Source organism: Thermanaeromonas sp. DSM 22490 (assembly GCF_056378755.1).
Map to the genome: position 1 here is coordinate 48,213 of NZ_JBJHHE010000007.1, position 18,132 is coordinate 66,344.

Genomic DNA, 18,132 nt, shown 5'->3' on the forward strand with positions numbered 1-18,132 from the left:
ACGCCACCCCAGCGAAAAGTGGGGATAACTCAGGGGGTGAAATTATTTCCCAACACCCTTGGCCTGGAGTATAATTATTGTATTAGCACCAAAATAGTGCAGGCGAGGCAAAGGGGTGTTGCCATGTTACAGATACGGTGGCACGGCCGGGGAGGCCAGGGGGTAGTAACTGCTGCCCGCATCTTGGGGCGGGCAGCAGCTATTTATGAGGGCCGATATGCCCAGTCTTTTCCCTCTTTCGGTACCGAGCGCCGGGGAGCGCCTATTATGGCCTTTACTCGGCTGGCCGATCACCCCCTAAGGGATCGCAGCCAAATATATGAACCCGATTGCGTAGTAGTGCTGGATGGGACTTTATGGGGAAGCGTGGATGTTTTACAGGGTTTGCGGCGGGGAGGAGTGATACTCCTTAATATTTCTTCCCTTCCTCTTAAGCTTTCCTTACCCGAAGGTGTAGCCCTTTACCGGGTGGATGCTACCGGACTGGCCCGGGAAATTCTGGGCCTGCCTATAGTTAATACGGCCATGGTGGGGGCCCTGGCTGGACTTACGGGGTGGGTGAGTTGGGAAGCCGTTAAGAAGGCTATAGGTGATATCCTGCCTGCTCATCTGGTAGAAAACAACTGGCGGGTGGCGGAAGCAAGTTTTCGCCTGGGTGAAGGGCTAGGGAAGGTGAGGTGCAAAGAATGATTCCAAATTTACCTACACCCCATCTCCAATTTAGCACCGGTTCGTGGCGGATGTTACGGCCGGTTTTGCACGCGGAAAAATGCACTAACTGTCTCCTATGCTGGCTTTTTTGCCCGGAGGGGTGTATCCGGCGGGAAGAAGAATACATAAGTATCGATCTTGATTATTGCAAGGGGTGCGGCATTTGTGCCAGGGAGTGCCCGCGCCAGGCTTTAAGCATGGTAGATGAAGTTTCGTTAATCAGTGGAGAAGGTGATACTGGTGCGTGAATACTATAACGGCAATGAAGCAGTGGCTCAAGCTGTACGCCTGGCGCGGGTCGAGGTAGTGGCGGCTTATCCTATTACACCCCAGTCAACTATAGTAGAAGAGATAGCAGCCCAAATTGCACGCGGGCAATTGGATGCCGAATATATCCGGGTGGAATCGGAACATGCGGCTCTGGCGGCCTGTTATGGGGCAGCGGTCACTGGTACCAGGGTTTTTACGGCTACTTCTTCCCAGGGCCTAGCTTATGTGTTTGAAATGCTGCACTATGTTAGCGGATGCAGGATACCCATGGTTATGGCGGTGGCCAACCGTGGACTCGCAGCGCCCTGGACTATTTGGGCCGACCACCAGGACAGCATATCCTGTCGCGATACCGGGTGGATCCAGCTTTATGTAGAAACGGCCCAGGAGGCCCTGGATACTTGCCTGCAGGCCTATAAGATAGCGGAAGATCCCGAGGTTTTAACCCCGGTAATGCTCTGCCTGGATGGTTATGTTCTTTCCCATACCGAAGAAATAGTTGAGGTTCCCGACCAGGAAGAAGTTGACAAGTTTTTGCCTTCTTACAAGCCCGATCTGGTCGTAGATCCAGAGCGGCCGGTGGTTTTTGGTGTCGGTGCCGGCCCGGATCTTTATACTATCTTTAAACAGGCCCAACAGGCGGCCATGGAGCGGGCCAAAGAGGTAATCAAAAGGGTGGATGCGGAATTTTATGCTCTCTTTGGTCGCCAGTATGGTGGGATGGTTGATCCTTACCGCTGCCAGGATGCAGAAGTAATCTTGGTTACCCTGGGGGCCACCAGTGGTACCGCCCGGGAAGTAGTGGACCGGTTGCGGCAGGAGGGAGAAAAAGTAGGCGTTTTGCGCCTGCGGGCTTTACGTCCCTTCCCCGCTGAAGAAGTACGACAGATCGTAAAAGGAGCCCGGACAGTGGCTGTACTGGACCGCAACTGTTCCTTTGGCTATGAAGGAGCGGTCTGCACAGAGATCAAAGCGGCTCTGCTAGAGCTGGAGCATCCGCCGGCAGTAGCCGGCTTTATTCTAGGCCTGGGAGGCCAGGATATCCGCCAAACCGACATTGAAGGCATTTTTCGTTGCTGTCTGGAAGGGAATTATAGTAAAGCAGCTCAACAAGTGGCTGCGACCAAAGTCTATAACAAGTAAAGGGGTGAGGGCAGTGAAGATCCACGAACTAACGGAGAAAGAGTTAGTTTACGGCTCTTATGCCTGTGCCGGTTGCGGCGGAATCCTGGCGGTGCGGCTCGCCCTAAAAATTTTAGGGCCGGAAACAGTAGTAGTGACTACACCTAGCTGCCTCTTGGGTGTCACTACTTTTTACCCCCAGCTGGCCTTTAAAGTCCCCTGCGTTAATATAACTTTTCCCAGCACAGCGGCTGCGGTGACCGGTGTAGTAGCCGGCCTTAAACGTAGAGGCAAGGAAAACGTCCGGGTCCTGGGTATCGCGGGGGATGGGGGCACAGTGGACATTGGGCTCCAGGCCCTTTCCGGCGCCATAGAGCGGGGCCATAACTTTATCTTCCTTTGCTACGATAACGAAGCTTATATGAACACCGGTGTACAGCGGAGCGGCTCCACTCCCCTGGGCGCCAATACTACCACTACCCCGGTGGGGCAGAGGGTAGCTGGAGAGGATCGTCCTAAAAAAGATATGCTGCGCATTGTAGCCGCCCACGACATTCCTTACGCGGCTACCGCTAGCATTGGCTATCCCCAGGATTACCTGCGAAAAGTGCAGAAAGCCAAAGATATAAAGGGACCAGCTTATATACAGGTTTTATCCCCTTGCCCGCCCGGCTGGGGCTACCGGAGCGATTTGACCATCCACCTGGCTCGCCTGGCTGTACAGACAGGACAATGGCCTTTAGCTGAATATGAAAAAGGAAAGCTAACTATTAAAAAAATCGATAATCCCAAGCCTGTAAAGGAATACTGGGCACTCCAGGCCAGGTTTGCCCACTTACTTTCTTAACATCATCTCAGCCTGGGCTTCGGCAGCTACCTCACCTGTGGGCAGTTCGGCCCAGGCTTCTAGCTGAAAAAGGGGCGGCCTTTTTTTAATCACTCTGCTGACAAATATAAGTTCTTGCCCTATGGGCAGGGGCTTGCGAAAGCGTACCTCTAGCCGGGCAGTGACGGCCCAGTAACCGAGCTTGGCCAGGTGATTGGCCATAAGCTCATCCAGGATAGTGGTCACCAGTCCTCCATGGAGTATACCGGGATAGCCTTGGTGGTAAGTACCTGGGGTAAAGCGGGTGTAAACACAGCCATCTTCCCGGGAGAAAAATTCCAGGTGCAGCCCGATAGGATTATCGCGGCTGCACCCGAAGCATAAATTTTCACCTGTACCCATAGCTGCTGACCTTTCTTTAGAGCTATTCCCACCGAGTTATTCTATGCTGGTAATATAAGAGTGGCTTGCGTGTGGGTTCTACATTGGCGGCCAGCACTTGTCCTACCACAATCACATGGTCTCCGCTGGTATATTCCCCGGTTACTTTACATTCCAAATTGGCCAGAGCGCTTTTCAGGCGCGGGGTGCTGATTGCTTTGGCGGGTTCCAATTCAATGCCCAGCGCTTTTATTTTATCCGTGTTCCGGCCAGAGTGGGAACCGCAGAAGCTGGCTATTTCTTCCTGTTCCTGGGCAAGGAGAGATAGTACAAATTCGCCGGTTGCCCTGATCAGCTCCAGTACATACCTCTGGGGATGGAGAGCCACAGTCACCTGGGGCGGGTTGACAGACTCCTGGGTAACCCAAGCCACGGTGGTAAGGTCATGGATATCTCCCTTTTTGGCACCTACTACTGCGCAAGGACAAACTATTTGGCCCAAGCCTTCGCTAATACTCGCTTCGCGCATCTTTCTACCCCCTTGCGAACAAGCTTCTTGTTTTATTATACCATATTTACCCAAGGCAAACCCAGATTATAACCCTGTCAGAGCCCCTCGCGGGCAAATACGCGGTAATTTATATCCGGGAAAATATTGTTGGTTTCTTCTAAACCCCGCAGTCTTTCTTCATTTATGCTCTCCTGTTCTATGCTCTCCTTTAATTCCCAAAAATTGAGCAAATGTTTTTTAGTCCTTCCTACGGCGTAATCCACCATGGTGCCCGTTTTCATGATAAAGGCCCAGTCGCTGCTCTGGGCGAGCAAGAGTTCGCGAGCAGCCTGATTTAGAGCCCGCTTTTGTAGTTCACTGGGGTTAACAAAACGGTTAGCTAGACTTATCATGGCTTCGGCGGCATTGTGCAGGTGGCGATAAATCCAGTCGTTAGAACCATCCAGCCATACTTCATTATAACCGTTATTTCCCCAGCTGGACATGCAGGGTGTAGCCGGCTGATTTATAGGAAAGTGTTCCAGGTATTCGCTGGGAGTAATAAAGATAAAGGGTTGATGGGCCAGACCCGCTACCTGGCGGAAAAGGGACTCCAACCACTGGGGACCTTCGAACCACCAGTGACCGAAAAGCTCAGCATCGTAGGGGCAGACGATGAGGGGCGGCCGGTCCATATAAGTAGATAAGTATTTGATCTGGTGTTCCCGGTTAAAAAGGAAGTTTCCGGCATGGATTTTAGCCTTTTCGCTAGCCCATTCAGGTACGTAAGGCTCCTTTAAATTGGTTTTCCCCGTGATACGATAGTATTTCATTCCGGTATCTACCCTTAATCCCGAGGGGTGAATATAGGGTTTGATATAATCAAAATCCAGGTCATAACCTATGTCCCGGTAAAATTCCCGGTAATCAAAGTCTCCGGGATAGCCTTCCTGGGCGCTCCATACCTGCTCCGAAGATTCCAGGTCCCGACCGAAGGCAGCCACTCCGGAAGGGGTAACAACAGGGGCAAAGATGCTGTAACGCGGACGGGGCGTGGCATAAAGCAAACCGTGGGCATCTACAAAAAAGTATTTCAGGTTATATTTGCGCAAAATGGTATCGTCGCCGGGGTTATAGCCGCATTCGGGCAACCATAACCCGGCGGGAGGCTGGCCGAAGAGCCGGCGGTGGTTATGGACGGCTATCTCTACCTGGGCCCTTACCACTTCCCGTTGAAGACCGATGAGGGGGAGATAGCCATGGGTGGCAGCACAGGTGATAATTTCTAAAGCACCTGCTTCTTGCAACTCCCGCCAGGCAGTAATTAGATCTCCTCTATAGAAGGTGTAAGTCCGGTAAATCTCTTCAAAAAGCTTTTGGTACATGCGTGCCACAATATGAAAGCGTGCGTCGTCTCTGGTACGCCAGACCTCTTTAGCAGCTAATTCCCGGAGTCGTTCTAAATACAAGAGGTAACGCTTCTGGATGAATTCATCGGCCATCATGCTGGCCAGGGGCGGACTTAAAGAGACAGTTAAACGAACCGGCACCCTGTCCTCGAGTAATCGTTGCACCGTCTTAATAAGGGGAATATAGGTCTCCGTAACCGCTTCATGATACCACTTTTCGGCCAGAGAGTAATTTTCTTCTGGGTGCCTTACGTAAGGTAGATGGGCATGTAAAACCAAGGCTACGTAGCCTAGGGGCATGGGATCATCCTTTCTCAGTCTCTAAGCTGAGGATGGCCTTGCATCAAAACCGGAGAACTAATGCCGGTTTTAGTAGTTTTAGGTACCCCGGCTCCCTGCCAACAAGCTTCCAAGGGGGGCCAGAAGGGATCAATGACCTGGCTGGGCTGGTCGGCCGGAGTGGTTACGATGTTGGAACGGGCCAAAATAATAAAGCCATGCTGGGGATGTATCCGTCCCAGGTCCACACAAAAGGTGCTGCTAGGTTTGCCGACATGGATGTACCAGTTGTCGGCGAAATCTGTAATGGCAATTTCAAAATAAGGAGCATGGAGAAAATCGTAGGCACTACCGGTCAGGTCATATACACGTAAAACTGGCTGGGAGTTTTCCCAGGCCCCTAAACCGTAAAGGCGCTCAAATTCCTCTTTTTTACCCGGGGTTATCTCCCAGTAGGCATAGAGCCAGTAAGGGTCTTTGACCAGGACTACGATCTGGTTTTTACCGTATCTAGCTGGCAACTGTGCCGGAGAAGATGGTACGGGCACCACCGGTTTCCTGGCAGGCACCCGGCGCGTACGCAAAAGGTACCAGAAGGTGCCTATTAAAGCAATGAGAAGAAGGATTGTAATAATAGTAAGGATCATATACTCCTTCCCCTTTACTTGAATTTATGTCTTATTTATGTCTTAAACTGCAAATAATCCTTTGTTCTTGGTGGAATAATGCCTTAAGGAGTTTAACTCATGCTTATTATGTCCAGAAGGGCCAAGTTTATTTTAAGGCCTAGCAGGCATTTTTTGATATTTATTTATGTTTAAAGGGAGAGTTGACATTGCCACGGGAACTATCCTTGGGTAATGGCCGCCTGTTGATAAATTTTGACAGCAGATTTAATATGCGGGATCTTTATTATCCTTATGTAGGCTGGCCTAACCATATAAGTCATTTGGGCGGGGAAAAGAGCAGGTTAGGTATATGGGTAGATGGTAACTTTTCCTGGTTGGAAGAGAGCAGCTGGGAGTTAAACCTGGGCTACAAGCCAGGTACCATAAACGGCAGGGTTAAGGCAGTTAATAAAGCAATGCAGCTAGCTCTGGAAATAGAAAACGGTGTACATTATCGCTGGGATCTTTTTTTGCAGCAGGTGATTATATACAATTTAGCTAGCTGCTCCCGCGAAGTAAGGATCTTTTTTTATCATGATTTCACTCTGAACGAATCTCCTCTGGGGGATACGGCTGCCTATCTCCCGGATGAGGGATTTGTTTTGCATTATAAGCGCGGTTTATACTTGCTCATCAATGGGCGGTCCGGAACCGAAGGCTTTTTTCAATATGCCATTGGCAATAAACGCTTCCGGGGTGCAGAGGGAACCTGGCGGGATGCTGAAGACGGAAACCTGGAAGGCAATCCTATTCATCATGGATCAGTGGACAGCACTATAAGTTTCCGTTTATACCTGGCCCCCGGTGAGAAGGGAGAAGTTACTTATTGGGTGGCAGCAGGTAAGGACTGGTCAGAAGTAGCTCGCCTGAATGAGCTGGTACTGGAAGTTAAAGTAAAAAACCTGCTAGATGAATGCGAGCGTTACTGGTATGCCTGGGCGCATAAATTTGAGCGCGATTTCGGTGACCTCCCCCAAAAAGTAGTACAACTTTATCACCAGAGTCTCCTCATTACGCGGACCCAGAGCGACAGCCAGGGTGCTATTTTAGCTGCCAGCGACAGCGATATTTTGTATGAAGCGCGGGACCACTATGGTTATTGCTGGCCCAGGGATGGAGCCTTTGTGGCCGCTGCTCTCGACCAAGCGGGTTACCCCGAAATATCTTTTCCTTTTTACTATTACTGTGCCCGCATCATAGATCAAAGGGGCTTTTTTTACCAGAAATACAATCCCGATGGGACCCTGGGCTCTAGCTGGTTGCCGCCGGTGCATAGGGGAGAAAGCATTATACCCTTCCAGGAAGATGAAACTGCCTTGGTTCTCTGGGCTTTAGGCCGGGCGTGCGAGCGTTACCGAGACTGGCGCCTTATTCACGACCTTTACCATACTTTGGTCCGGCCAGCCGCCGATTTTTTGGCCACTTATCGTGACCATAATAGCGGTCTGCCCTTGCCCAGCTACGATTTATGGGAGGAGAGGAGGGGCACTTTTGCTTTTACGGCTGCAGCTGTTTATTCTGGTCTCCAGGCTGCCGGCTTGATGGCCAGTTACGCCGGTAGATACGAAGAAAGAGAAAAATACTGGTGGGCAGCGAAAGAGGTACTTAAAGGGATAGAAGAACACCTTTATTCTCCAAACTTGGGACGATTTGTAAGGGGTATTTATAAGGACAGTGAGGGCAGTGTAAAGGTAGATCACGTCCTGGACGCCAGTTTACTTATCCTGGGAGTGTTTGACATGTGGCCCCCCAGCGACCCGCGCCTGAGGCGAACAGTGGAGGCCGTGCGCCGGGGCCTTTGGGTTCGGACGGAAGTGGGCGGTATAGCTCGCTATACCGGCGACTATTATTTTCGCCGCAGCGAGGATCTGCAAACAGTTCCCGGCAATCCTTGGTTTATCTGTACTCTATGGCTGGCTAGCTGTGAGGCTAAGGCGGCCACCAGTCTAGAGAAACTGGCGGAGGCGAGAAGACTTTTAGAGTGGGCGGCTGATAGGGCAACTCTTTCGGGTATGCTGGCTGAACAACTTCACCCCTATACTGGCGAACCCCTTTCCGTATCTCCTCTGACCTGGTCCCATGCGGCGTTTATCAGCGCTGTGGAAACTTATCTGGAGCGACGGCGCACGCTCCTGGGGGCCTAAAGCTGGCGTATTTCCAGTTTTGATTCCAGGCCTGCTTGGCTTCCGCTCGCGAAAGTTTCCCTCGCGGGCCAAACTGGCGCTTGGCTCAAGGCTCCGGCAGGCTTCCCGGCAGAATTTAAGCATCCTGCCTCAGTTGCCGGCCGAAGGTCTCATGGCCTCGGGCCTGCCTCCGCCTCTCGCCAAGCTTAAGTTTGGCTACCGCTCGGGTTTAGTCGCTCGCTTCCAAGTCCAAGCAGGCCTGCCTGCAAAAGGTGGGGATAACTCAAGGCCTAAAGCTGATGATTTTGCCCCCCATATATGCTAGAATTACATTCTGGAAGAAGGTGATAAGATGGAGGTAACGCATAAGCCGCCCTGGAATTTAAAGGATAGTTTGCTAGTGCTGGCGCTCCTGGCTCTCGCCGGTTACGGAACCAGTCTGTTTTTAAGATTAACGGGTTTACGCTTGCCCCTTTCCCAGCAGTTTTTGCTGGCCGGCCTGACCCAGGCGGTTGCTGTGTTCGGAGGGCTGCATTATATCGTTAAGATAAAATATGGAGGGACCGTGGCTGAGCTGGGCTTAAACGGGCGAGGTTTAAAGCGAGCCTTCCTACTGGGAGTAGGTGGGGGCATCCTTCTTTTTATACTGGTAATTCTGCTGGGTGGGCTGTTGCAACATTTTTTACCAGACCCAGCTCCCCAGCCTTTTGCTGAACTGGTAACCAGGGCCCGGACTTTCCGCGAACTTTTGCTGCCCTTATTTTTAGGGGCTGTCCTCGCTCCCCTTACCGAAGAATTCTATTTCCGCGGCTTTTTTTACCCCGTCTTAAAAGCGCGGTATGGCCTGCTAGCGGCGCAAGTGGGGAGCAGCCTGTTATTTGCCCTACTCCATTTTGATCTGCTCCGCTTTTTACCCTTAACCCTGGGCGGATGGGGTCTGGCCTATCTCTACGAGCGCAGCGGTTCTATTCTAACGCCGGTAGTAGCCCACGGAACCTGGAATACCATCATGATTTTGCTCCTTTATTTTTCCCTCCGGTTGGCCTAACCCTACTTATCGTTTCCACTACCTCCGCCATATTATAAGGTGGGGGTGTTCCAGTGCACGAGTTGTTAGCTGAGGAGGCCAGGTGGATTATTGCTCACAATCAGCTTCCTTCCGGGGCTATTATTACTTGTTATCCTGGCCACCCGCGGATAGTGCCTTATTTTGCCCATCTAGCTTTATATGGTGTAGTGGAAGCTGGGGGCTACGAGGAAAGGGTGCGGGCGTACTTTAATTGGTATGTGGCCCATCTAGAAAGGCCGGATCGCTACGGCATTTATGGGACGGTTTATGATTACACTATAGCCGATGACGGGACGGAAATACCGGAGGAGAGCTATGATTCTTCAGATTCCTACGGTGCTACTTTTTTAACCCTGGTCTGGCGTTATTTCCGGGCTACCGGCGAGGAGGACTGGATCAAAGGCCATAGAGCAGAGCTGGAAATGGTAGCCCGAGCTATGCTGGCCACCCGGCAGAAAGATGGTTTGACCCTAGCGCGTCCTGACTGGCCCGTAAAATATCTTATGGACAACTGTGAGGTCTATGAGGGGCTCCTGAACTATGCCACCTTGCAAGAGACACTCTGGCACGATGAAGTTAAAGCCAACTTCTACCGGCAAGCTGCCCAGCAAATAAAAGAGGCCCTGCAGCGAAAAATGTGGACCGGCGAAGGCTTCTGTCCCGCCATTTACCGCTGGGGTTGGCGCTGGCGGCCCAATTGGAAAAAGTGGTATCCCGATGTTCTGGCCCAGTTTTTTCCCCTTGTCTGTGGGGTGCTGGAACCCCAAAGCCCGGAGACCAGGGTTATTTACAGTGCTTTTTTGCGCAATTACCCGAACTGGCACGTGATCTCCCAAGGTTCATTTACTTCACCTCTGGCAGCCTGGGCAGCAGCCTTGGTGGGCGATGAGACACGGCTATCAGTGTATTTTCGGGAAATTCAGAAGGAGGTTATCGCCAGGGGACATCCCTGGCCCTGGCATGCCGCCGAAGCCGGTATTTTCATTCTCGCATTGAAAACTTATCTTAGTCAGCATACAGTATACATTTCTCCCTTCCATTGACTGCTTTCCCAACCTTGTGGTATATTGCTTTCGGTTTGGGAGAGTCTAACTGGAAGGGAAGGAGCCTATGCAGCTGTACAATACGGGCAAGATTTATCGCAATCTTTCGGTAGCTAGATTAATTGAGGCAGCCGTGACCAGGGGGGAAGGAATTTTAGCCAGCAACGGCGCCCTGGTAGTGAATACTGGCAAATACACGGGACGTTCACCTAACGATAGATTTATAGTGGACCTGCCTTCTGTGCACGATAAAATAAACTGGAACCGCATCAACCAACCCTTTGAGCCGGAACGGTTTGAACAGCTGTACCGGCGGCTGCTAGCCTACCTGCAGAACCGGGATCTTTTTATTTTTGACGGGTTTGTAGGTGCTGATCCGAGGTTTCGCCTGCCGGTAAGGTTTATAAATGAGTATGCCTGGCAAAACCTCTTTGTCCACCAGCTCTTTATCCGGCCCACTCCAGAGGAGCTGGCAGAACATAAACCCCAGTTTACGGTTATATGCGCCCCTGGCTTTAAAGCTGATCCCGAGATAGATGGTACTCGTTCGGAAGCTTTTATAATCTTAAATCTGGAAGAGAAACTGATCCTAATCGGCGGTACCAGCTATGCCGGAGAGATGAAAAAGTCTGTTTTTACCGTGTTGAACTACTTATTGCCCCAGAGCGGTGTTTTCCCCATGCATTGCTCGGCTAACGTTGGTCCGAGGGGTGATACGGCCCTCTTTTTCGGTCTATCCGGCACGGGGAAGACTACCTTATCGGCTGACCCCCAGAGGCGGCTCATCGGCGATGACGAGCATGGCTGGTCGGAAGACGGCATCTTTAACTTCGAAGGCGGCTGCTATGCTAAATGTATCTGCCTCTCGGCAGAAAACGAGCCCCAGATCTGGAATGCCATACGCTTTGGAGCTGTATTGGAAAACGTGGTGGTAGACGAGGAGAGCCGGCTTCCGGATTACGATTCTGCCGCATTGACCGAGAATACTCGGGCGGCTTATCCGGTAGATTTTATCCCGGGGGCCGTTATTCCTGGTGTGGGCGGCCACCCGCGCACGGTTGTTTTTCTGGCTGCCGATGCCTTTGGTGTGCTCCCTCCCATTGCTAAACTGAGCAAAGAGCAGGCCATGTACCATTTCCTTTCTGGCTACACCAGCAAACTGGCGGGTACCGAGAGGGGGGTAACTACTCCTGAAGCCACCTTTTCCACCTGCTTTGGCGCACCCTTTTTACCGCTGCCTCCTACTGTTTACGCCAGGATGCTAGGAGAAAAGCTGGAGCAACATAAGGCCAATGTTTATTTGATCAACACCGGCTGGTCTGGCGGTCCTTACGGAGTAGGCCAGCGCATGAGTATAAAGTACACCCGGGCCATGGTGGCGGCCGCTCTGGCCGGTGAGCTGGAAAAGGTGGAGATGGAGCCAGATCCGGTTTTCGGGATCCTGGTGCCCAAGAGCTGCCCCCATGTACCGCCCGAGGTTTTAAAGCCGCGCAATACCTGGCAGGACCCGCAAGCTTATGAGGAAATGGCCCTGAAGCTGGCTCGGCTTTTTGCTGAGAACTTTAGCCAGTTTAAGGGTATGGCGCCGGAGGTTGTGGCTGCCGGCCCTCGAATATAGAGCAAAACATAGCAAAGCAAACCCCCTACTTCCTGAGGGGGTTTTACTTTAAAAACCGGGTACTAATGCACTGCGTTGGATAAGGTAACCACCATACTTACTTCTCCAGACCGGCTGGCCTCCTCGAACATCTTGCGCAACCCGGCCCAGACCTCCTCTTCTGAACCGTGGAGATGGGTGCTCAAAGAACCTACTGTATAATCGAGGTTTTGCTGGTCTAACCTCTGAATGGAGGCGTTTATAATTTCGCTGGCCCGGGTGGTTTTTTGGGGATAAAGGCTGACTTCAGCGCAGAGCATAATTTCTCCCTCCTGCCATTTTTTCATGTGTAGCTTTTAACTTTAGCTTTTGACGGAGTGTAAAAGTTTATGCAACCGGAACAAGTACAGGCTATTTTGCAGACTTTGCGCCAGGCTTATCCTAATGCCGGACCCCAACTCCGCTTTAATAATCCCTTTGAACTGCTGGTGGCAGCTATTTTATCGGCCCAAACTACGGACAGGCAAGTCAATAAAGTAACGAAAAAGCTTTTTACCCAATACCCTACTCCTGAGGACCTGGCTAAGGCTTCTTTAGCTGCTCTGGAGGAAGAGATCAAGGGATTGGGACTTTACCGGAATAAAAGCAAACACTTAAGGTTAACCGCTCAGGCCCTGGTGGACAGGTATGCCGGGCAGGTACCCCGGACCTTGGAAGAACTGGTGCAGCTTCCCGGAGTGGGGCGCAAAGTGGCCAATGTAGTCTTAAGCCAGGCCTTTGGAGAGGATGTTATTGCTGTGGATACCCATGTCTTCCGGGTAACTAATAGATTGGGGTTGGTCCAGGCACGTACTCCCGAGGAAGCAGAAAAACAGCTCATGGCTGTTCTGCCACCCGGTACCCGGGGAGAAGCCCACCATCTTTTCATTTTTCACGGCCGCCGGGTTTGCCACGCCAAGAAACCCAAGTGCGAATTATGCCCGGTGGGGGTTTATTGCAATTATCACAAGAAAAATTGATGTAGATCACTTACTGCTCTGATAAAGCTCTGTACAATCGGTGCTAAGGGCAAGAAAGAAAGGGGTGAAGATCATTGAAGCGCAAGATAGTACGTATAGATGAAGAGCTTTGTACCGGGTGTGGTCTCTGCGTTACACCTTGCGCCGAAGGAGCCATCGAAATCGTGAACGGGAAGGCCAAGGTTTTGCGCGAAGAGCTCTGCGACGGAGCTGGTGTGTGTCTGGCCGTCTGTCCGGTGGGCGCCTTAACCATTGAAGAGCGGGAGGCTCCACCCTTTGACCCGGAAGCAGCCGAAAAGAATCTGGCGGAAAAGAAGGCTAGAGGAGAAGGGATGACCTGCTTCCGGTGTGGGAGCGACGAAGAAAAGGCCGTACTTCTTTTTGCTCGCCACCGCGGCGAGAGCACCTGGGTATGCACCCGCTGCTTGCCCATACTCATCCACGGTTAACCTGCGGCGTTTAAGCTGCGATAAGGGCCGGGAGGTTTCCCCGGCCCTTAAAAGTTATAGCTGTTGTTTGGTGTAATTTAGCAGGCCACCCGCCAGGAGGATTTTCTTTTGCCGCTCTGATAAGCCGTGGCGTACCTGGAAGGCAGTGCCGCGAGTGAGATTCTTGACGGTAAGCACCTCTTCAGCCAGACCGTTGCTAAGGTCGATCCTTAACTGGTCTCCCGGAGCTATGGCTTCATAATCCTCCTCACGGACAAAGGTGAGGGGCAGGATGCCGAAGTTAATTAAATTGCTGCGGTGAATGCGGGCAAAGGATTTGGCAATGACGGCCTTGATGCCCAGGTACATGGGGCAGAGGGCGGCATGCTCCCGGCTGGATCCTTGTCCGTAATTTTGGCCTCCTACGATAATTCCTTGACCCGCTTCTTTGGCCCGCTGGGCGAAGGTAGCATCTATTCCTTCAAAGGCGTGTTCGGCCAGGGCCGGAATATTGGAGCGCAAGGGCAAATACTTGGCTCCGGCGGGAGAGATATCATCGGTGGTGATGTTATCGCCTGTCTTTAAAAGTACCGGAGCGGTGATGACTTCAGGCAGGGGTTGCGGCAAGAGTAAGGGTTTGATATTGGGCCCGCGCTTAATTTCTACTTCTGTACCCGGAGGTGGCGGGAAGATGAGCATACCATCATCCACCGGGAAGCGGTCCGGCAGAGTAACGGAGACCGGTTCGCCCAGCTCCCGCGGATCGGTAAGGACGCCTGTAATGGCGGTAGCGGCGGCTACTTCCGGGCTGGCCAGGTAAATAAAGGCATCGGCCGTACCGCTGCGGCCCCGGAAATTGCGGTTGAAGGTGCGCACTGATACGCCGCCTGAAGGAGGGGCCTGTCCCATGCCAATGCAGGGGCCGCAGGCGCACTCCAGAATACGGGCACCGGCAGCGACTAGATCGGCCAGGGCACCGTTTTGAGCCAGCAAGTAAAACACCTGGCGGGAACCGGGGGAAATTACCAAGCTAACCTCGGGGTGGACGCGTTTGCCCTTTAAAATGGCAGCTACCCGCATGAGATCTGTATAAGAAGAATTGGTGCAACTGCCAATGGCCACCTGATCCACTTTAATAGACCCTACTTCCCGCACCTTGGCCACCCTGTCGGGCATATGGGGTTGGGCTACCAGGGGTTCGAGAGTGGAAAGATCAATATCTATTACCCGGCTGTAAGTAGCATCCGGATCGGGGAGCAGTTCCACCCAGTCCTGCTCTCGCCCCTGGGCCTTGAGGAAAGCCCGGGTAATTTCGTCGCTGGGGAAGATGGAAGTAGTAGCACCCAGCTCGGCTCCCATATTGGTGATGGTGGCCCGCTCAGGAACAGATAAGGTTTTAATGCCTTCCCCCCCGTACTCGATGATTTTACCCACGCCACCTTTAACCGTTAAAAGGCGGAGCACTTCTAAAACAATATCCTTAGCGCTAACCCAGGGAGAGAGACGGCCGTGGAGGTTGATGCGTATGACTTCCGGCATGGTAAAATAAAAAGGGCCGCCTGCCATGGCTACGGCTACTTCCAATCCCCCGGCACCAATGGCCAGAGCGCCTATCCCGCCGGCCGTGGGAGTATGGCTGTCGGCTCCCAAGAGGGTAGTGCCCGGTACGGCAAAGCGCTCTAAATGTACCTGGTGGCAGATCCCGTTTCCGGGGCGAGAGAAAATAATTCCGTACTTGGCAGCGATACTCTGCAAGAAGCGGTGGTCGTCAGCATTTTCAAAGCCTGTTTGCAGGGTGTTGTGATCCACGTAGCTGACGGAAAGTTGGGTGCGCACCCGGTCGATGCCTAAAGCTTCTAGCTGCAGGTAGGCCATAGTGCCGGTAGCGTCCTGGGTGAGGGTCTGGTCTATACGGATGGCTATCTCCTCACCCGGTACCATTTTTCCTTCTACCAGGTGGCGTGAGATGATTTTTTCAGCTAAGTTCTGGCCCATGAGGTATTCCTCCTCTCTTTTCGTCAATAGCATAGCGTAATCCTGGAAGGATGACAACCCCGTTCGGCTGACAGTTAAAGGCCAATAAGGCCAACCGATTTATTTTGGCGGGAGGATATCGACCTATGGTTGTAGGTGTCTGCACCATAGAGATTCGCTTGCCGGGGGCTATGACTTTGAAAGATAAACGCCGGGTAATCAAGGGGTTGCTGGACCGGATCCGCCAGCGTTATCAGGTGGCTGCTGCCGAAGTAGACTACCAGGGATATTGCACCCGCGCTACGTTAGGGATCGCCTGCGTAAGCAATGCCAGCGGCCATGCCGATCAGATCCTGGCAGCAGTTGTCCGTTTTATTGAAGCTCAGGGTGAACTAGAAGTGCTGGAATACCATACGGAATTATTTTAGAAAAAGGAGCTGGCTAAGAGTATGCCCCTACATGTAGTCCTGGTGGAACCGGAGATACCCCAAAATACCGGCAATATTGCTAGGACCTGCGCTGCCACCGGCACCATTCTTCACCTGGTTCATCCTTTGGGTTTCTCTTTGAGCGAAAAGCACCTTAAGCGGGCCGGCCTGGATTACTGGGAGGAAGTGACTATCAAGGAACACAGCAGTTGGGAGGCCTTTTGTCGGGCTTATCCCCAGGCCAACTGTTATTATCTCTCCACCAAAGGTCGGCGCTTTTATACCGAATCCCGCTACCAGGAGGGCGATTTTCTGGTCTTTGGCCCGGAGACCCGAGGCCTGCCTGCGGAAATCCTAGACCGCGCCGGGGATAGGGTTTTACGCATTCCCATGCGGCCAGGCCTGCGCTCCCTTAACCTGGCCAACAGCGTGGCTTTGGTTCTTTATGAAGCCCTGCGCCAACTGGGTTTTCCCGGATTAGTATAGCATTGACAGGGCCTTTACGTTGAACTACCATTATGTAGGACAAGTAAAGAAGGGAGGCGACTCTGGGTCCAAAATTTAAAACTGCTGCCACAGGCCCAGAGACCGGATTTGGTGAAAGGTTTTAGCTATAACGGCTATGATTTTGTCTTTGGCCGGCGCACCTATATTATGGGTATCCTCAATGTTACTCCGGATTCTTTCTCGGACGGGGGATTGTATTTCGATTTGGAAAAGGCGGTGGCCAAAGCTTATGAAATGGTAGCTGCTGGCGCGGACATCATCGATATCGGTGGCGAATCTACCCGGCCGGGGGCGGATCCCCTCCCTTTAGAAGAAGAGTTGAGGCGGGTTATACCCGTTGTAGACCGGTTGGTACGGGAAGTTAAAGTGCCCCTTTCGGTGGATACTTATAAGGCCGAGGTAGCCCGCCAGGCCCTGGAGCACGGCGCCACCATGATAAACGATATCAGTGGCCTGCGGGCCGACCCGGATATGGCCCGGGTAGTGGCCCGATTTGACTGCCCGGTAGTGGTCATGCATATTAAAGGTACCCCTAAAAATATGCAGGACAACCCTACTTATGAAGATGTCATTGCAGAAGTAAAAGAATATTTACAGCAAGGTATAGAAGTGGCCGTGGCTGCAGGTCTCTCCCGGGAGAAAGTCATTGTGGACCCTGGCATTGGTTTTGGCAAAAATCTGGAACACAATCTTAAGATTCTCCAATGCCTGGAAGAATTTAAGACCTTGGGCCAGCCCCTCTTGGTGGGCACTTCGCGCAAGTCCTTTATAGGCAAGATCCTCGATCTTCCGGTTAACGAGAGGCTGTTGGGCACCGCAGCTACAGTGGCTTTAAGCATTGCTAAAGGTGCGGATATAGTGCGCGTGCATGATGTCCGGGAAATGAAACAAGTAGTTAAGGTAAGCGACGCTATAGTGAGGGGACAGTATGACGGATAAGATAACCTTAAAAGGCATGTCCTTTTACGGATATCATGGCGTGCTACCGGAGGAGAAGTCTTTAGGCCAGCGCTTTTTGGTAGATGTGACCGTTTACCTGGATCTGTACTCTGCGGGGCACAGAGATTCTATTCAGGAGAGCATCGATTATACTAAGATTTATATCCTGGTCAAACATATAGTCGAAGGGGAAAAATTTAACCTCATTGAAGCCCTGGCCGAAAGGATTGCAGGCAGTGTATTGGAGCAGTTTAAGGCCGTGCAGCAAGTGACGGTTACAGTTACCAAGCCGGAAGTCCCCATAGCGGGTATCCTTTCTGGGGTACAAGTGGAGATCACCAGGCGCCAGCTCACCAGGGTCTACTTGGGCCTGGGTTCCAATATAGAACCCAAAGAGGAATATATCCGCCAGGCGGTGCGGCTTTTGCATAACCACCCCCGTATTACTGTACGCTATACCTCCTCCCTGTACTATACCGAACCAGTAGGTTACAAAGACCAGGACTGGTTCTTAAATGCTGTAGTGGCCTGTGATACCGACTTGAGTCCCTTGGAACTCCTCCAGGAAACCCAGCGCATAGAAGTCATGCTCCAGCGCGAGCGCAAGGTCCACTGGGGGCCGCGGACCATTGACATCGATATTATACTTTATGGGCAGGAAAGGATTAATTTGCCGGAGCTCATCATTCCTCATCCCCGGGCCTTTGAGAGGTCCTTTGTCCTGGTGCCCCTGGCCGAACTGACCGAGGGCGAGATTTATGCCGGTAAAAGCGCTAAAGATTTTCTGGCTCAATTGAAGGAACCCACCAAAGTGGAATATTATGGTCCGCTAAAGTTTTAAAGAAAGGT

Annotated in this window: 20 protein-coding genes; 14 read left to right on the forward strand and 6 right to left on the reverse strand. The window is 52.0% G+C overall.

All coding sequences use genetic code 11. The annotated features are described in order from the left end of the window. Positions 1 to 123: 123 nt before the first annotated feature. Genes AC1BI1_RS06550 through AC1BI1_RS06565 form a run of 4 tightly spaced genes read left to right on the forward strand, consistent with a single transcriptional unit; the run spans position 124 to position 2,950 of the window. Positions 124 to 690, forward strand: coding sequence for a 2-oxoacid:acceptor oxidoreductase family protein (locus AC1BI1_RS06550; protein WP_476716485.1), 567 nt, complete (start codon positions 124 to 126; stop codon positions 688 to 690). Beyond that, positions 687 to 959 (forward strand): 4Fe-4S binding protein, encoded by a 273-nt coding sequence (locus tag AC1BI1_RS06555; RefSeq protein ID WP_476716486.1) that lies wholly within the window; start codon positions 687 to 689, stop codon positions 957 to 959. The genes AC1BI1_RS06550 and AC1BI1_RS06555 overlap by 4 nt, the downstream gene beginning before the upstream one ends. Next, complete coding sequence (locus tag AC1BI1_RS06560; protein ID WP_476716487.1) at positions 952 to 2,124, forward strand: transketolase C-terminal domain-containing protein; 1,173 nt, start codon at positions 952 to 954, stop codon at positions 2,122 to 2,124. The genes AC1BI1_RS06555 and AC1BI1_RS06560 overlap by 8 nt, the downstream gene beginning before the upstream one ends. Positions 2,125 to 2,137: 13 nt before the next feature. Continuing rightward, positions 2,138 to 2,950 carry a thiamine pyrophosphate-dependent enzyme gene (locus tag AC1BI1_RS06565; RefSeq protein WP_476716488.1) on the forward strand — a complete coding sequence of 271 codons (813 nt, stop codon included), beginning with the start codon at positions 2,138 to 2,140 and terminating at the stop codon, positions 2,948 to 2,950. Here the strand turns inward: AC1BI1_RS06565 and AC1BI1_RS06570 are convergent. The 4 genes from AC1BI1_RS06570 to AC1BI1_RS06585 form a co-directional block, all read right to left on the reverse strand. Next, positions 2,939 to 3,331 carry a PaaI family thioesterase gene (locus tag AC1BI1_RS06570; protein ID WP_476716489.1) on the reverse strand — a complete coding sequence of 131 codons (393 nt, stop codon included), beginning with the start codon at positions 3,329 to 3,331 and terminating at the stop codon, positions 2,939 to 2,941. The genes AC1BI1_RS06565 and AC1BI1_RS06570 overlap by 12 nt on opposite strands. Before the next feature lie 22 nt (positions 3,332 to 3,353). Beyond that, complete coding sequence (locus AC1BI1_RS06575; protein ID WP_476716490.1) at positions 3,354 to 3,839, reverse strand: flavin reductase family protein; 486 nt, start codon at positions 3,837 to 3,839, stop codon at positions 3,354 to 3,356. A 77-nt stretch (positions 3,840 to 3,916) separates the two neighbouring features. After that, positions 3,917 to 5,509, reverse strand: a complete 1,593-nt coding sequence (locus AC1BI1_RS06580; RefSeq protein WP_476716491.1) for a glycoside hydrolase family 57 protein — start codon at positions 5,507 to 5,509, stop codon at positions 3,917 to 3,919. 14 nt (positions 5,510 to 5,523) lie between these two features. Then, on the reverse strand, positions 5,524 to 6,135 hold the full coding sequence (locus AC1BI1_RS06585) for a DUF4912 domain-containing protein (RefSeq protein WP_476716492.1): 612 nt from the start codon (positions 6,133 to 6,135) through the stop codon (positions 5,524 to 5,526). Positions 6,136 to 6,323: 188 nt separating this feature from the next. Here AC1BI1_RS06585 and AC1BI1_RS06590 point away from each other — a divergent pair, with 188 nt between their 5' ends. From AC1BI1_RS06590 to pckA, 4 genes are all read left to right on the forward strand, one after another. Further along, entirely contained in the window at positions 6,324 to 8,300 is a 1,977-nt protein-coding gene (locus AC1BI1_RS06590) for a glycoside hydrolase family 15 protein (protein ID WP_476716493.1), read from the forward strand. A 331-nt stretch (positions 8,301 to 8,631) separates the two neighbouring features. After that, positions 8,632 to 9,327, forward strand: a complete 696-nt coding sequence (locus AC1BI1_RS06595; RefSeq protein WP_476716494.1) for a lysostaphin resistance A-like protein — start codon at positions 8,632 to 8,634, stop codon at positions 9,325 to 9,327. A gap of 53 nt (positions 9,328 to 9,380) precedes the next feature. Next, the gene (locus AC1BI1_RS06600; RefSeq protein WP_476716495.1) at positions 9,381 to 10,391 is read left to right on the forward strand and encodes a hypothetical protein; all 1,011 of its coding nucleotides are present in this window, start codon (positions 9,381 to 9,383) and stop codon (positions 10,389 to 10,391) included. Positions 10,392 to 10,458: 67 nt separating this feature from the next. Beyond that, positions 10,459 to 12,009 carry a phosphoenolpyruvate carboxykinase (ATP) gene (pckA, locus tag AC1BI1_RS06605; protein ID WP_476716496.1) on the forward strand — a complete coding sequence of 517 codons (1,551 nt, stop codon included), beginning with the start codon at positions 10,459 to 10,461 and terminating at the stop codon, positions 12,007 to 12,009. 62 nt (positions 12,010 to 12,071) lie between these two features. On the opposite strand, the gene AC1BI1_RS06610 is transcribed toward pckA, so the two are convergent. Continuing rightward, positions 12,072 to 12,308, reverse strand: coding sequence for a YkoF family thiamine/hydroxymethylpyrimidine-binding protein (locus AC1BI1_RS06610; RefSeq protein WP_476716497.1), 237 nt, complete (start codon positions 12,306 to 12,308; stop codon positions 12,072 to 12,074). A 69-nt stretch (positions 12,309 to 12,377) separates the two neighbouring features. On the opposite strand from AC1BI1_RS06610, the gene nth reads away from it, so the two are divergent. Together nth and AC1BI1_RS06620 are read left to right on the forward strand one after the other, a co-directional pair. Then, a complete protein-coding gene (nth, locus tag AC1BI1_RS06615) occupies positions 12,378 to 13,007 on the forward strand; it encodes an endonuclease III (protein ID WP_476716498.1) in 630 nt (209 codons plus the stop codon). Between the two features lie 74 nt (positions 13,008 to 13,081). Beyond that, positions 13,082 to 13,456 (forward strand): ATP-binding protein, encoded by a 375-nt coding sequence (locus tag AC1BI1_RS06620; protein WP_476716499.1) that lies wholly within the window; start codon positions 13,082 to 13,084, stop codon positions 13,454 to 13,456. A 54-nt stretch (positions 13,457 to 13,510) separates the two neighbouring features. On the opposite strand, the gene AC1BI1_RS06625 is transcribed toward AC1BI1_RS06620, so the two are convergent. Further along, a complete protein-coding gene (locus AC1BI1_RS06625; protein ID WP_476716500.1) occupies positions 13,511 to 15,430 on the reverse strand; it encodes an aconitate hydratase in 1,920 nt (639 codons plus the stop codon). Between the two features lie 125 nt (positions 15,431 to 15,555). On the opposite strand from AC1BI1_RS06625, the gene AC1BI1_RS06630 reads away from it, so the two are divergent. The 4 genes from AC1BI1_RS06630 (at position 15,556) to folK (ending at position 18,124) form a co-directional block, all read left to right on the forward strand. Next, complete coding sequence (locus AC1BI1_RS06630) at positions 15,556 to 15,837, forward strand: DUF503 domain-containing protein (RefSeq protein WP_476716501.1); 282 nt, start codon at positions 15,556 to 15,558, stop codon at positions 15,835 to 15,837. 21 nt (positions 15,838 to 15,858) lie between these two features. Next, positions 15,859 to 16,323, forward strand: coding sequence for a tRNA (uridine(34)/cytosine(34)/5-carboxymethylaminomethyluridine(34)-2'-O)-methyltransferase TrmL (gene trmL, locus AC1BI1_RS06635; RefSeq protein ID WP_476716502.1), 465 nt, complete (start codon positions 15,859 to 15,861; stop codon positions 16,321 to 16,323). 111 nt (positions 16,324 to 16,434) lie between these two features. Next, the gene (folP, locus tag AC1BI1_RS06640) at positions 16,435 to 17,283 is read left to right on the forward strand and encodes a dihydropteroate synthase (protein ID WP_476716545.1); all 849 of its coding nucleotides are present in this window, start codon (positions 16,435 to 16,437) and stop codon (positions 17,281 to 17,283) included. Beyond that, positions 17,273 to 18,124 (forward strand): 2-amino-4-hydroxy-6-hydroxymethyldihydropteridine diphosphokinase, encoded by an 852-nt coding sequence (folK, locus tag AC1BI1_RS06645; protein WP_476716503.1) that lies wholly within the window; start codon positions 17,273 to 17,275, stop codon positions 18,122 to 18,124. Before folP ends, folK begins: the two co-directional genes overlap by 11 nt. The last annotated feature ends 8 nt before the right edge of the window (positions 18,125 to 18,132 follow it).

Excerpts from the sequence above, each read along its gene's own strand:
- AC1BI1_RS06585 (WP_476716492.1), bottom strand. The coding sequence starts at position 6,135 with ATGATCCTTACTATTATTACAATCCTTCTTCTCATTGCTTTAATAGGC.
- AC1BI1_RS06580 (WP_476716491.1), bottom strand. The coding sequence starts at position 5,509 with ATGCCCCTAGGCTACGTAGCCTTGGTTTTACATGCCCATCTACCTTAC.
- AC1BI1_RS06630 (WP_476716501.1), top strand. The coding sequence starts at position 15,556 with ATGGTTGTAGGTGTCTGCACCATAGAGATTCGCTTGCCGGGGGCTATG.
- trmL (WP_476716502.1), top strand. The coding sequence starts at position 15,859 with ATGCCCCTACATGTAGTCCTGGTGGAACCGGAGATACCCCAAAATACC.
- AC1BI1_RS06625 (WP_476716500.1), bottom strand. The coding sequence starts at position 15,430 with ATGGGCCAGAACTTAGCTGAAAAAATCATCTCACGCCACCTGGTAGAA.
- AC1BI1_RS06610 (WP_476716497.1), bottom strand. The coding sequence starts at position 12,308 with ATGCTCTGCGCTGAAGTCAGCCTTTATCCCCAAAAAACCACCCGGGCC.
- pckA (WP_476716496.1), top strand. The coding sequence starts at position 10,459 with ATGCAGCTGTACAATACGGGCAAGATTTATCGCAATCTTTCGGTAGCT.
- AC1BI1_RS06595 (WP_476716494.1), top strand. The coding sequence starts at position 8,632 with ATGGAGGTAACGCATAAGCCGCCCTGGAATTTAAAGGATAGTTTGCTA.
- AC1BI1_RS06555 (WP_476716486.1), top strand. The coding sequence starts at position 687 with ATGATTCCAAATTTACCTACACCCCATCTCCAATTTAGCACCGGTTCG.
- AC1BI1_RS06575 (WP_476716490.1), bottom strand. The coding sequence starts at position 3,839 with ATGCGCGAAGCGAGTATTAGCGAAGGCTTGGGCCAAATAGTTTGTCCT.
- AC1BI1_RS06570 (WP_476716489.1), bottom strand. The coding sequence starts at position 3,331 with ATGGGTACAGGTGAAAATTTATGCTTCGGGTGCAGCCGCGATAATCCT.
- AC1BI1_RS06550 (WP_476716485.1), top strand. The coding sequence starts at position 124 with ATGTTACAGATACGGTGGCACGGCCGGGGAGGCCAGGGGGTAGTAACT.
- folK (WP_476716503.1), top strand. The coding sequence starts at position 17,273 with ATGACGGATAAGATAACCTTAAAAGGCATGTCCTTTTACGGATATCAT.
- nth (WP_476716498.1), top strand. The coding sequence starts at position 12,378 with ATGCAACCGGAACAAGTACAGGCTATTTTGCAGACTTTGCGCCAGGCT.